This window comes from Tsuneonella mangrovi (assembly GCF_002269345.1).
Lineage (GTDB): Bacteria > Pseudomonadota > Alphaproteobacteria > Sphingomonadales > Sphingomonadaceae > Tsuneonella > Tsuneonella mangrovi.
Genome location: NZ_CP022889.1, coordinates 2,132,648 through 2,145,144 on the forward strand (window position 1 = coordinate 2,132,648; position 12,497 = coordinate 2,145,144).

Annotated in this window: 12 protein-coding genes; 5 read left to right on the forward strand and 7 right to left on the reverse strand. The window is 64.1% G+C overall.

Annotation, left to right across the window (positions count from 1 at the left end):
- Nucleotides 1–1,608, reverse strand: coding sequence for a fatty acid--CoA ligase (locus CJO11_RS10425; protein WP_095012657.1), 1,608 nt, complete (start codon nt 1,606–1,608; stop codon nt 1–3).
- A 109-nt stretch (nt 1,609–1,717) separates the two neighbouring features.
- On the opposite strand from CJO11_RS10425, the gene CJO11_RS10430 reads away from it, so the two are divergent.
- The gene (locus CJO11_RS10430; protein ID WP_169829182.1) at nt 1,718–2,131 is read left to right on the forward strand and encodes a PaaI family thioesterase; all 414 of its coding nucleotides are present in this window, start codon (nt 1,718–1,720) and stop codon (nt 2,129–2,131) included.
- On the opposite strand, the gene CJO11_RS10435 is transcribed toward CJO11_RS10430, so the two are convergent.
- Entirely contained in the window at nt 2,128–2,670 is a 543-nt protein-coding gene (locus CJO11_RS10435) for a nuclear transport factor 2 family protein (protein ID WP_095012659.1), read from the reverse strand. The two genes, CJO11_RS10430 and CJO11_RS10435, sit on opposite strands and share 4 nt — an antisense overlap.
- 127 nt (nt 2,671–2,797) lie before the next feature.
- Between CJO11_RS10435 and CJO11_RS10440 the strand changes: the two genes are divergently transcribed.
- Nucleotides 2,798–3,745, forward strand: coding sequence for an SDR family oxidoreductase (locus tag CJO11_RS10440; RefSeq protein WP_169829183.1), 948 nt, complete (start codon nt 2,798–2,800; stop codon nt 3,743–3,745).
- Nucleotides 3,746–3,795: 50 nt separating this feature from the next.
- Here CJO11_RS10440 and CJO11_RS10445 read toward each other — a convergent pair whose 3' ends face one another.
- Nucleotides 3,796–5,028 (reverse strand): aromatic ring-hydroxylating oxygenase subunit alpha, encoded by a 1,233-nt coding sequence (locus tag CJO11_RS10445; RefSeq protein ID WP_095012661.1) that lies wholly within the window; start codon nt 5,026–5,028, stop codon nt 3,796–3,798.
- A gap of 123 nt (nt 5,029–5,151) precedes the next feature.
- On the opposite strand from CJO11_RS10445, the gene CJO11_RS10450 reads away from it, so the two are divergent.
- Nucleotides 5,152–6,219, forward strand: coding sequence for an NADP-dependent oxidoreductase (locus tag CJO11_RS10450; RefSeq protein WP_095012662.1), 1,068 nt, complete (start codon nt 5,152–5,154; stop codon nt 6,217–6,219).
- An 8-nt stretch (nt 6,220–6,227) separates the two neighbouring features.
- Here the strand turns inward: CJO11_RS10450 and CJO11_RS10455 are convergent, their stop codons facing one another.
- Nucleotides 6,228–7,127, reverse strand: coding sequence for an ROK family protein (locus CJO11_RS10455; RefSeq protein ID WP_095012663.1), 900 nt, complete (start codon nt 7,125–7,127; stop codon nt 6,228–6,230).
- 76 nt (nt 7,128–7,203) lie between these two features.
- Nucleotides 7,204–9,180: a TonB-dependent receptor plug domain-containing protein gene (locus tag CJO11_RS10460; RefSeq protein WP_240504451.1), complete on the reverse strand. Its 1,977-nt coding sequence runs from the start codon at nt 9,178–9,180 to the stop codon at nt 7,204–7,206.
- 306 nt (nt 9,181–9,486) lie between these two features.
- Between CJO11_RS10460 and CJO11_RS10465 the strand changes: the two genes are divergently transcribed.
- Nucleotides 9,487–9,828, forward strand: coding sequence for a hypothetical protein (locus tag CJO11_RS10465; protein ID WP_095012665.1), 342 nt, complete (start codon nt 9,487–9,489; stop codon nt 9,826–9,828).
- A gap of 85 nt (nt 9,829–9,913) precedes the next feature.
- Here CJO11_RS10465 and CJO11_RS10470 read toward each other — a convergent pair whose 3' ends face one another.
- Together CJO11_RS10470 and CJO11_RS10475 are read right to left on the reverse strand one after the other, a co-directional pair.
- Complete coding sequence (locus CJO11_RS10470) at nt 9,914–10,627, reverse strand: anti-sigma factor family protein (RefSeq protein WP_095012666.1); 714 nt, start codon at nt 10,625–10,627, stop codon at nt 9,914–9,916.
- On the reverse strand, nt 10,624–11,070 hold the full coding sequence (locus CJO11_RS10475) for an RNA polymerase sigma factor (protein WP_338064638.1): 447 nt from the start codon (nt 11,068–11,070) through the stop codon (nt 10,624–10,626). The genes CJO11_RS10470 and CJO11_RS10475 overlap by 4 nt, the downstream gene beginning before the upstream one ends.
- 127 nt (nt 11,071–11,197) lie before the next feature.
- Here CJO11_RS10475 and CJO11_RS10480 point away from each other — a divergent pair, with 127 nt between their 5' ends.
- Nucleotides 11,198–12,427, forward strand: a complete 1,230-nt coding sequence (locus CJO11_RS10480; RefSeq protein ID WP_095012668.1) for a S8 family serine peptidase — start codon at nt 11,198–11,200, stop codon at nt 12,425–12,427.
- Nucleotides 12,428–12,497: the final 70 nt, after the last annotated feature.

Genomic DNA, 12,497 nt, shown 5'->3' on the forward strand with positions numbered 1-12,497 from the left:
TCAGTTGACCGCCCGGTCCTTGCCCTTCCAGTAGGGCGCGCGCAGCTCGCGGCGAAGGATCTTGCCTGAGGGATTGCGCGGAAGCGCTTCGATGAAGTCGACCGATTTCGGGCATTTGTAGCCAGCGATGTGTTCGCGGGCGTGGGCGATCACTTCGGCTTCGGTTAGGTCCTGCCCTTCCTTGACCACGACACAGGCCTTGACCGCCTCGCCCCATTTTTCATCGGGAACGCCGATCACGGCGACGTCTGCCACCTTGGGGTGCGAGAACACGGCGTTTTCGACCTCTGCCGGATAGACGTTTTCGCCGCCGGAGATGATCATGTCTTTCACCCGGTCGTGGATATAGAGGTAGCCGTCTTCGTCGATGTAACCGGCATCGCCGGTTCGCAGCCATCCGTCGCTGTCGATCGTCTCGGCGGTGGCTTCGGGCTTGTTCCAGTAACAGCGCATGTTCTTGGCACTGCGGGTGGCAATCTCGCCGACCTCGTTGGGGCCGACTTCGTTGCCGCCGGTATCGATGATCTTGATTTCGACGCCGGGCAGCGGGGTACCGACCGATCGCATTTTCGGGCTGCCGTTGGGATCGTGGTCGGAGGGCTCGAGCGTGACGATCGTACCGCTCGTCTCGGTCATTCCGTACATCTGAACGAAACCGCAGCCGAACCGGGCCATCGCCGCTTTCATCAGTTCGAGCGGGATCGGCGAAGCGCCGTAGGTGATGTATTTGAGGCGGCTGAAATCGACTTCGCTTACCCGCGGGTGGTTGAGCATAATCTGGATGGCGGCAGGCACCATGAAGATCTTCGAGATATTGTAGTTCTCGATCAGGTCGAGCGCCTTGGTCGGATCGTATTCCGGCAGGACGATCGAACAAGTGCCGTTGATGATCGTGCCAAGCCCGGTCCCGGTCCCGCTGATGTGGAAGCACGGCATCGCCAGCAGCGTCACTTCACCCGGCACGCTCTCCTGCCATTCGCGCAGCTCGACGCCCTGGTTGCGGTTGTCGCGGGAGGATAACAGCGAGGCATGGGTCATCACTGCGCCCTTGGGCTTGCCAGTGGTGCCGGAAGTATAGAGCTGTAGCGCGTCGTCGGTTCCGGCGAGCGGGATCTTCAGGTCGCTGCCCGCGAAGCCGTCGCGCCACTGGCGATAGTCGACTTGGGCGTCCGGCGCGTCGATGCCGATCACCGCGGCAAGGTTGGGGAGCCCGCCTGCGACCTTGCCGGCCATGTCGCTGAAGCCTTCGCCCACGAACAGCGCGCCGGCCTGGCTATCCTCGAGAATGTAGGCAACCTCGGGCGGGGCGAGCCGCCAATTCACCGGGGTCATGACGGCACCGATCTTGGCCGCCGCCAGCAGGACTTCGAAATAGAGCGGGTGGTTCTTGCCGAGGTAGGCGATTCGGTCGCCTTTGCCGATGCCAAGCGATGCCAGGCCATTAGCTGTCCGGTTGCTGCCTTCGTCGAGCTCGGCGAAGGTCAGTTCTTCGTCGCCGAAAGTGAATGCAACTGCATCGGGCGTTGCCTCCGCGTGGGCTCGCACGACATCGCCCAAGGTATGGGCATTGACGGCGGGATCGACGGTCTCGGCAACTTGCTCGGTCATAAACTACCTGATTTACGGATCGGACGAGGTGGGGCCATTGGCATAATTCATAGCGCGAAAGATCGTTGGGCCGCCCTATGATAGCAAACCGCAGCACGGGAGAGGATCGTTGAGCGCATTCCAGCCACCGGAAGGGTTCAAGCCAGCCCGTTTCAGCCCCGGTTTCCTCGACCACGGCGGGCCGTACTGGCTCAAGTCTGAGGGCGATCACACGCTGGTCGGGCTCAGGATCGAGCAGCACCATATCAATTACCAGGACGCGGCCCACGGGGGGGTGCTGACGACGTTCGCCGATGTCGCGTTGTCGTTCCAGGCGTTCAATTCCTCGAAACCGCCGCTGCCAACGGTCACGATTGCCTTGACGACCCACTTTGTCGGTCCGGCAAGGCTGGGCGATTGGATCGTAGCCGATGCGCGGATCGACCGGATCGGAAACCGCACCGCTTATGCCAGCGGACGGATTGTGCGCGGCCAGGACTTGCTGGCAACGATGACGGGCGTGTTTTCGGTGCTGCGGCGCTAGGAGCCGCGCCAACGCGCGACCACTGGCGTCGCGGGGTCGCGCTCGTCGTGATAGCCGCACGCTCCTTCGGGCATATTGACCAGCTCGGCAGCGCCGATCTCGCGGAATTCGCGCCAATCGTAGAGGCCCTTGCGGCTGGCGATGCGCCACTCGCCATCGCGCTTCTCGAGCCTGTCGACATAGCGACCCGCCACGATTGCTGCGTAGGTCTCGCCGCGGTCGGGAAACACTTCGGGCAAGGGATACCCGGCAGGCACGATGTGCATTGCAGTCATGTAGGTTTCGCTGTGCGCGGCCCCTTCGCCCGCTTCGGCAATGAGCATCTGGCCGAGCTGGTGCTGCGTTGCAATGCATGGATCGATGATCGCGCGCGCCTGTGCGAGAAAATCGCGCCAGCCGCCCCCGACCGGACCAAACGCAAACGTCGCATCATCGTGGAATATCCGCTCCATCAAATCCCAGCTGCGGCGATCGACCGCGTGCGCATAGGCTGCGAGCACGTCCCTGATTTCGTCCTTGTCCGCGAGCGTCAACGTCATGGCCGGTCCTTTCGCTGTCCAGGCGATAGCCCATCGTGCCAACTGCTTCGGCTATCAAATTCGTCGAGCGCGGGCACCCTGTCGATGGTCTAGCCTCGGGCAAACACAGACGAACAGGAGAGAGCCAGTGGCGTTGATTACGGTGTTCGGAGCGAGCGGTCGGCAAGGCATGGCGCAAGTGCGCCAGGCGCTCAAGGCAGGCTACGACGTGCGTGCCCTGTCGCGCCAGCCGGATCCCTTCGCGGGTTTCGATATCGAAGGGATCGACAAGGTCGAAATCCGCCCGGTCGATCTCTACGATACCGACAGCTACCATGATGCGCTCGAAGGGAGCGACTACGTGTTCTACACGCATCCCCTCCAAGCGCGCGCCGATCGCGCGGTGCTGGTGGGGCAGGTCGGTGCCGAAGCTGCCAAGCTGGGGGTGAAGCGGGTCGTCTGGAACACCTCGAGCTGGATCCCCGACAAACCGGGCGAGGCCCACACCTATGCCGGGAACACCGCCGGGATCAACGCGCTGTGGCGCTCCGGTGCGCCGGGCACGGTGTTCGGCTCGGTGCTGTTCATGGACAACCTGCTGACCAACTGGGCGCGTCCGTTCATCGTCAACGAAGGACGCTACGTTTATCCGCACAACCCCGAACTGCAGGCCAACTGGATCAGCCTCGACGACGTCGCGAAGTTCATGCTCGCCTCGCTAGAGCGGCCCGACATGGAGGGTGCCTGGCTCAACATCGGCGGGCCGGAAAGGCTAATCGGCAAGCAGGTCGCGCAGATCCTGAGCGATAGTTTCGGAAAGCCGATCGCCTACGCCCCCTGCACTCCGGCAGAATTCGGTCGCTACCTCGTCGATGCAGCCGGAGACGGCATGCCCGAAGAGGAAAAGGAGCCCTTCGCAGCAGGGATCGCGGCGTTCTATGAATACAACAACACCGCTCCAACGAGGCCGTTCGAGGTCGAAATGGACCACGTGTACGAACGGTTTCCCGAACTTGAGGGCGAACTCGAACCGATGCGCGATTGGGTCGATCGGCAGGACTGGAGCGAAAGCAACCACCGGCCCGCGTTCGGCTAGTCCCGGACGATCGCGCGAGAGACCCGCCGCAGGAATGCGGCGGGTTCTTGCTATTCGGCAGCTTCGGGAATGCTTTCCTGCGCGAAGATGTCGACCAGTTCTGCGTCGCTAGCATTAGCCAGCTTTTCGACCCACTGGTGGAAGACCTGCCCGCCACGTTCATTGCGGCCGAACAGCACTTCCTTGAGCAGTCCGCTCTGCAGCGCCTCGTGCTGGCGCTTGCCGGTCTTGTAGTCTTCGTCGCGCACGACGATCTCGAGGAAGTCGAACTGCTCGTGCGCAGCCTTGATCTTCTCTTCGTCGTCCGGTTCGTGCTCCATCACGTAGAACTGGGTGGTGTAGCTCTCGCCCACCGTATCGCCGGGGAACAGCTGGCTGATCATCGCCCCGCGCAGTCCGCCGCCATAGAAGCTGGCGATCGAGATATGCGGGAAGATCGTCCACACACCCTGGACGAGCACTTCGTAAGACAGGTCTTCGTCGGCCACTTCGGTCAGGTCGATCTTCATGTCGTCCTCGCCCGAGACCTTGATCGCAAATTGTGACGGGGTCGACAGGCGCTGGTGCGGGCCGAACGCGAAGTAGTTGGCGCGATTGTAGAAATCGGCCCCGAAGGTGTTCGCATGGAGCACCGGTAGGTGGTAGAAATCGAGATAGCCGTCGTATGCGGTCTTCCAGTTCGGGCCGCTGAGCGTGCGCTGGCTGAACAAGTGCCAACTTTCGAACCCGAACGCTTCGAGCAGGTCGTCGTAGCCGCACAAGTAGTCGGCGATGTCGAGCTTCGAATTGGGATCGAGCGTCACCCAGATCAGTCCGGCCTTCTCGTATACCGGAAAGTGCGTGAGGCAGTGTGCGGCCTTGTCGATCGCGCCGAAATCCTGCGGGCTGGCGACGCCGATCAATGCGCCGTCGTTCTTGAAGGTCCAGCCGTGATAACCGCAAGTGAACCGCGAAGCGTTGCCCGTGCCGCTGGCGATCGGGTTGCCCCGGTGGCTACACATATTGAGCATTGCAGCCACGGTGCCGTCCTTTTGACGGGTCAGCAGCAGCGGGACGCCGCAAATGTCCATCGCCTTGTAGTCGCCCGGGTTTGGCAGTTCGCATGAGGGGGCCACCATCAGCGGCAAGCGGCGGAAAATCTGCTTCTTCTCGCGCTCGAAAATCTCTGGATCGGTATAGCTCGATGCCGGAATCCTGACCACCTCGTCGGCTAACTCCATCGAGTCCTTGCGGCCATATTCGATCAGCGACCGGGTCATTTCGATAAGCTGGCTGCGCGGCATTTGCCTTCCTTTCCTCGCTGCGGCACCGGCAGAGTCGGATCCCGCTCTTTGAGGTCGATTGTCAGCCGCGCGCGTAGAGGAAACAATTGTCAATTTTGGGTGGGGCGCTAACGAAAATGGCACTTGCCGCTACCGGGCCCGCCAATAGGCATAAGGCCAACCAATCCAGCCCCGGAGGCAACCATCGCTACCACCAACCGCTACGTCGTCATTCGGCAGCGCCCGAAAGGAAATCCGGCAGTCGAGGACTTCTCGATCGAGGAGGAATCGATCGATGCTGTGCCGCCCGGGCATGTCGTTGTGCGTGCCGACACGCTGTCAATCGATGCCTGGATCCGTACGACGCTTGATGATGGAGGTTTCCACGAGGAAGGCGACCTCGGCAGCACTGTTCGCGCTTTCGGCATCGGTGAAGTGATCGAGAGTGCGAGCGATGACCTGGCGGCTGGCGACTGGGTTTACGGGATGCTCTGTGCGCAAACGCATCCTGTTGTGCCGGCAAGCGAACTGACCAAGCTGGACCTTGCGCCGGGGATCGAGCCGTCGGCCTACATCGGCCCGCTGGGCCTGACCACCGGCCTGACGGCCTGGGTCGGCTTGATCGCTGTGGGCGAGGTGGAGGAAGGGGATACTGTCCTCGTGTCCGGCGCGGCCGGGGCGGTCGGGTCATGCGTTGTGCAACTGGCCAAGGCGCGTGGGGCCAAGGCGATCGGCATTGCCGGAGGTCCGGCCAAGTGCGCGTACGTCGTCGACGAACTCGGCGCGGATGCCGCGATCGATTACAAGCACGAGGATGTTGCCGCCCGGCTCGCCGAGCTCGCACCGGAGGGTATCGACGTATTCTTCGACAATGTCGGCGGAGAGATCCTCGATGCTGCACTCGACAATCTTGCGCCCGCAGGAGCACGAGTGGTGATCTGCGGAGCGATTTCGCAGTACCAGGACCTCAACAACGTGCAGGGTCCGAAGCTTTACCTGCGGCTTGCCGAGCGCAACGCATCGATGCGTGGTTTCGTGGTCAGCCACCACGCCGCCCGCTTTGGCGAAGCAAACCAGGAAATTGCCGAGCTTATCCGCAGCGGCAAGCTGGCGTTACGCGAGCATGTGGTCGAGCCGATCGACAATTTCCCCCAGGCCCTGCTGATGCTGTTCACCGGCGGAAACACCGGTAACCTCGTCGTGAGGCCATAAGGGCCCGGCTATTCGCCGAGCGCCTGCCTGCCGAGTTCGATCGCCCCGGTGATCCCGGCATCGTCGCCCAGGCCGGGCGCGACGATGTAGCGCTCGAGTCCGTCGTCAAGGCGCGGATCGACGATGTAGCCGGCCAGCTGGCGTTCGCATTGTCGCCGCACTGAAGCGATCAAGCCCGGCGCGTGCATCACGCCGCCTCCGAATATCAGCCGGTCGGGCATGTGCAGCAGGACCAGCGCTGCCGCCAGGTGGGCGATATAGCTGCCGATCAGTTCGACCGCGTCCTCCCGGTTATCGACCTGGTCGAGGCTTGCCCCCCAGCGATCGGCGATCGCCGGCCCGGAGGCGAGCCCCTCGAGGCAATCTGCGTGAAACGGGCATTTGCCGGGATAAGGATCGCGCGCCAGGTCGCGCGGCGGGCGTATGTGGCCGCTCTCGTAGTGCGAAAAGCCCATCAGCGAGCGGCCGTCCCTGACCAGCCCGGTGCCGATTCCGGTGCCGATGGTGGTATAGGCGAGCGTGCCGCAGCCCTGGCCTGCGCCGCTGTGCCATTCGCCGAGCGCTGCACCGTTGACATCGGTATCGACTGTGATCGGTGCGCCAAACCCAGCCAGCGCATCGTGGAACCGCGCGCCCGACCAGCCCGGCTTGGGGGTGGTCGTGAAGGTACCGTATGCGGACGATGCGGGATCGATGTCGATCGGCCCGAAGCTTGCGATCCCGAAGCTCGCGATCGGCCCGTGCGCCCCGGTTGCCTGGTCAAAGAATTCCCGCATCGCAGCGAAGGTAACAGCCGGGACCGTTGTTGGAACGCGCGTCCGCGCGAGGATATCCCCGCTCGACCGCGCCAGTGCGAGGATGAACTTCGTCCCCCCGGCCTCGACGGCCCCGATCAGTTTTTCGCCCATGCCCCTGGGTAGGGTTGCAAGCTCGCAGTTGCAATCGGTCGCTGCGCCAGCCGAGCGTTGCAGTCAGCGGTGCGCGTTACATGGACAGCTTCACGCCCGCCCACACCGTTCGCGGCGCGCCGAGGTCGATCGAACCGCCCTGGTTGCGGGTGAGGATCGTGGCATCGGTCAGGTTCTCGCCGCGCAGGATGAGCGCAAAGTGGTCCGTCAAAGGGACTTGCACGTAGGCATCGAGCGTGGTCGCTGCCGGGAGTACGTCGGTTTGAAGGTCGTCTTCATACTGCGCGCCGATATACCGGACAGTGGCGGCGAGCCGCCAATGCGGCCCAGGTTGCCAGCTGAGCGTGCCGCTTGCGGCCCACTCGGGGGTCTGGGCGGGGCGCATCCCGTCGAGCGCGGCGGCAAAGCCGCTGCCGCGTGCTACTGCGTCGGTATAGGCGAGCGAGCCGTCGAACCCGAAACTGCCGAGCGAGAGTTGTGCCGTGGCTTCGATTCCGCGTGCATGGATCGCGTCGATGTTCTGCCGTTGGCGCAGGTTGGTCGCGATGGTGACATTGGCGATCGCATCTTTCACCCGGTTATCGAATGCTGTCAGCGTGAACTTGACCGCACTGCTCGGCGCGAAGTCGATCCCCGCTTCGTAGCCGACGAGGCGTTCGTTCCTGAGGTCCGGATTGGCCTCGGTCGTGACCGGGAACACCACGAACGGGCGGTAGAGTTCGTTGAGGGTCGGCAGTCTTAGTCCGGTATACGCAGCAGTTCGTATGGCCAGGCCGCCTCCCACGTGCAGCAGCGCGCCGCCGCGATACGATCCCTCCCAACCCGAGCGGTCGGGATAGCGCGAGTCCTGCACCAAGGACGTGTCCGGCGCGCGCGCGATATAGAAGCCGTTGCGGATCGTGTAGCGGTCGGTCCGAGCACCGGCGGTCAGGGTCAGCGGGCCGAGCGACCAGTCGTCCTCGATGAAAAGGCCGAGATCGGTGTTGGTGCCGCCCGCGTTGCGCCGCTGGGTGATCATCCCCGAGAATGCGCTGATCGCATCTTCGTAGAGCTGGCCCGACGAACGGCGGTAATCCGTGCCGAGCCGCAAGACATGGCCGCCGCCAACCGGCGGGCGCAGTTCGAGCTTGCCGCCGATCCCGGTCGCAGGCGTGTTGCTCTGATCGAGCACGGGAGTGAAGCGCGAGGAGCTGATGACGACGTTTGTGAAGTTGCGCGCCTGGATATAGGCGAGCGCATCGAATTGCCATTTGCCGCGACCGACCAGTCGCACGCTGGCATCCTGCCCCTCCATCGAGTTGTCTGCCCCGGCGAAGCGCAATGTGCGATCGTCGTGGAAGGCAAGCCCGCGCGCCTGCAGCTCGACCGTGTCGGAAAGCGGCGCGACCCCGCGCAACTGGACCGACCAGCTGTCGTATCTGGCGCGCACGCTGGCCGGCACCCGCTGGTCGAGCGGCGTGGTCCAGAAGCCCATCCCGCGATCCCATCGGCCGGACACGGTAGCGAAGCCCGCGCCAAGCTGCGGAGCGATGGTGGCGGCCAGTTCGGTCTCGCCGCGATCGTCGACCAGCGCCTGCCCGCTTGCAGGCCCGAGCGTTTGCGCATCGGCGCTGGTAAGCTCGATCGTTCCGGCGAGGGCCCCGGCGCCGAACGGGCCCGAACCGCCGCCGCGAGTGACTCGTGCGCTGGCGAGCCGCTCGGGCGCGATCGCGCTCAAGGGAACATAGCCGAAGAACGGGTCGCTCATCGGCACTCCGTCGAGCAGCACCAACGCCCGGCTGGTCGCGTTGCCACCAAGTGCGCGCAGGGTCACGCCTTGCGCGCTGGGATTGGCCGAGCGGCTGTCCGACCGGCGAAACTGTTGGAACCCGGCGATCGAAGACAGGGCGTCTTCGATCCGGCCAGAGCCTAAGTCGTTGAGCTGGCTGCGGGTGAGCACTTGCGTGTCGTATGCAGGACTGGCCGGCGTGGTCGGTAGTCCGAGGCCGGTCACCACGATGACTTGTTCGCGAGCCGGCTTTCCGGTTTCGGATGGCTTTGCCGGGTCGCTCACCGCCTGGGCATGCGCCGCCAACGGGAACAGGATACAAGCCGAGACGGAAGCGGTCAGCCGAGATATCGTCGGTCGAATCGTCTTGTTCCCATTCGTTTCGCGCGAATTGGCGGTGGCTACCGCAGCCCCGACACCGAAGTCCACTGCGGACGGTGGACCATTCGGCCGGGCGAAGGAACCCCGGTCAGGCGAGATCTCGTGCACAGTAGGAAAAATTTCCCCACTCATGGATTAGACTGCGACGACGAGCCGTTTCCTTCGCAGAGCATCGCTTTTGATGCACGACAGCAGAAGGGATTCCGACCGATGAAACTATCCATTGCCGCCGCCGCCCTGGCGCTAGCTACCGCCCATGTCGCCAGCGCTGCGGTCCCGCAGATGTACGAACAGCAAGTGGCCCAACAGGAAGAGAAGATGATCTTCGCCAAGCCGATCGCGGGCATCGAGAACAAGTACTGGTTCCACTACCGCGTCAAGGTTGTCGCCGCGCGCAAGGACCTGGTGAGCGACCTTGGCCGCGCCGACGACATCAAGGATCGCCGGCACGCCTGGGACGAATACAACACCCGCCTGCAGAAGCAGCGCATGTGGTACATTACCAAGATGGCCCGGAAGGGGTATCGCAGCGATCCTGCAAATCTCGGCTAGAGGCGCCGAACTGCCACCACTCACGAAACAATGACGGAGCCGGATATTTCCGGCTCCGTTCGTTTGTGCGGTCACCGAAGGTTGATCAGTCGACCTGCCAGCCGTCTGCTCTCGCGGCCTGCTCTTCTTCCGCGTCGAGCGCTGGTCCCTTCGCCATTTCCTGGGCCCGGGCGAGCAGCTTGGCGTCGGCTTCGCCCGCCTGCGCGAACTGCGTGCCCGGCGATACCGAGCCTGACGCAGTATCGACCAGCCGCCAACCGCCGGGGCTCCGGCAAGCGATCCCGCTTTGCCCAGTCGAACGGAACACCCGGCAATACTGCCCGCCTTTGTCCTCGAAGCTGAGCAGTATCTTCGTCGGTGCGTCTGCGGGTTGGTCGGCCACCAGCTGTGTGTCGAGCGCGGTGGCCAGCCGGGTATCGGCATAACCGCTCGCCGGTCCGCCGCCGCGCGGAACGAAAATCGCCAGTGCGAGCGCTGCCGCCGCTGCCGGGGCAACGAGATAGGTCCAGCGCGGGATCCGGTGCTGCGCCTCGCGGCGCGTGCGTGCTGCGGCGAAATCGACCACTTCGGCGGCTGGCGGCATTGCATCGCCCTTTACCGCCCTCACCAGTCGGTCTGGCACCGGCTGGTCGACGATCGGCGCAAAATGGGCGCCCAGCTGCTCGCGCAACCGGCGGTGGCGTTCGACCTCGCGTTCAAGGTCAGGATCGGCGGCGACCATCGCTGCGACTTCCGATTCGCGCGCACCCGTCAGCTCGCCGTCGGCGAATGCGGCCAGTTCTTCCGGCGTCGGTTTCATCGGGCCTCTCCTTCGAGGATCGCCAGCAGGGCATCGCGGCCGCGCACCAGCCGCGAATTGAGCGTGCCAACCGGGCAATCGACGATTTCCGCCGCTTCGCGATAGGCGTAGCCTTCGACCATCACCAGCAGTACTGCCTCGCGCTGCTCGGGCGGCAATTGAGCCAGCGCACGATCGACGTTCGATAGTTCGACGGTGGCCTCCTGTCCGCCGTCAGCGCCAATTGCCAGGCCTGCTTCCTCGGAGACAAAAGTCTCGCTCCGTCGGCTGCTCGCGCGGGCTTCATCGATGCGAATGTTGCGCATGATCCGGTACATCCAGCTGTCGAGCCGGGTGCCTTCCTGCCACTTGTCGCGGTTGGTCAGCGCACGCTCGATCGTCATCTGGCAAAGATCGTCCCCGTCGGCGGGATTGCCCGCAAGCCCGATCGCGAAGCGTCGCAATCGAGGCAGCAGGGCCAGCACACCGTCTTCGAAGGATTTGCTCAGGGTCCTTGCCTTCCGTGGATTAAACGGATGCCGCCACCCGTTTCATCCACGCTTAATACGATTTTTCCGATAGGGACCAACCATGCGTTTGTTTGCAACCGTCATTTTGGCCGGAGCCCTGTCGCTGGCTGCCCCGGCAAGCGCACAGGTCGTGCTGCCCGGCGTGCCGCTGCCCAACGTGGGCGATACGGTCGGCCAAGTGACTGGCCAAGTCGAAGGGGTGGTTGGCGAAGCAGACCTTGTGACAGGACGAATCGCCCGTAAACTCGAACGCGCGCGCCTCTCCCGCATCACCGATCTTGTCCGCGCGCACCCCGATGCGATCGCTCTCGATGCTTCCGGCAACCCGGCCCGCAAGGGGGTGCTGTTGGCGATGGGTGCCGACAGCGCTTCGCTGGCCGCTGCAGCTGGAGCAGGCTTTGCCGTGATCGGCCACGAGCAGATCGCGGGTCTTGACCTCGAGGTCACCCGACTTTCCGTGCCAGGCGGCATGGAACTTGCTGACGCCGAACGTGCGCTAAAGCAGCTGCTGCCTGACGCGAGCGTGAGCGCGGACGTGCTCTATGCCCAGGCGGGAAGATCGATTGCCGGCAACGGCAAGGGTGCGCCAAATTCGCCAACTATCGATACACCGGTCGGGATGATCGACGGCGCTCCGGGCGCTGCAATAAAGGTCGCGGCGGTCCGCGGATTCGCAAGCGGCGGCGGCACGCCCAGCGATCATGGCAGCGAAGTGGCCGGTCTGCTCGCGGGGCAAGGCGTCGCCACCATCCGCGTTGCAGATGTATACGGCACCGACCCTGCAGGCGGAAGCGCGCTCGCGATTGCGCGCGGGCTTGGCTGGCTGGTGCAGACGGGCAGCAAGGTTATCTCGATCAGTCTTGTCGGGCCGCGCAATCCGGTGTTCGAACGCGCAATAGGTGCAGTGCAGCGCAACGGCGTGGCGGTCGTCGCTGCGGTCGGCAACGACGGTCCGGCGGCACCGCCAGCCTATCCGGCATCTTATCCCGGCGTAGTCGCGGTGAGCGCAGTCGACCGGCATGATCGCGGACTGATCGAAGCGGGCCGCGCGCTCCATCTCGACTACGTCGCGCCGGGAGCGGGAATTCGCGCGCCCGATGCCCGCGGCCTTTGGGGCAAGGTACGCGGCACTTCGTTTGCCACCCCATTGGTCGCTGCCCGGATCGCTGCCGCTCTCGGTGCGACCGCAAAATGGCGTCCGATCCTCGATCGCGAAGCACTCGATCTCGGTCCGCGCGGTCCGGACAAGACCTATGGCCGCGGTCTCGTGTGCGGCAATTGCGCGCGCTGAAAATTTTTACCGGTCGCATGGATTAAGCGCGGCGCGCCACTCGTTCTTTCCTTGAGCAGGACGGCAGACC

Coding starts and splice junctions, on each gene's coding strand:
- CJO11_RS10425 (WP_095012657.1), bottom strand. CDS start 1,608: ATGACCGAGCAAGTTGCCGAGACCGTCGATCCCGCCGTCAATGCCCAT.
- CJO11_RS10435 (WP_095012659.1), bottom strand. CDS start 2,670: ATGACGTTGACGCTCGCGGACAAGGACGAAATCAGGGACGTGCTCGCA.
- CJO11_RS10445 (WP_095012661.1), bottom strand. CDS start 5,028: ATGCCGCGCAGCCAGCTTATCGAAATGACCCGGTCGCTGATCGAATAT.
- CJO11_RS10455 (WP_095012663.1), bottom strand. CDS start 7,127: ATGGGCGAAAAACTGATCGGGGCCGTCGAGGCCGGGGGGACGAAGTTC.
- CJO11_RS10465 (WP_095012665.1), top strand. CDS start 9,487: ATGAAACTATCCATTGCCGCCGCCGCCCTGGCGCTAGCTACCGCCCAT.
- CJO11_RS10470 (WP_095012666.1), bottom strand. CDS start 10,627: ATGAAACCGACGCCGGAAGAACTGGCCGCATTCGCCGACGGCGAGCTG.
- CJO11_RS10480 (WP_095012668.1), top strand. CDS start 11,198: ATGCGTTTGTTTGCAACCGTCATTTTGGCCGGAGCCCTGTCGCTGGCT.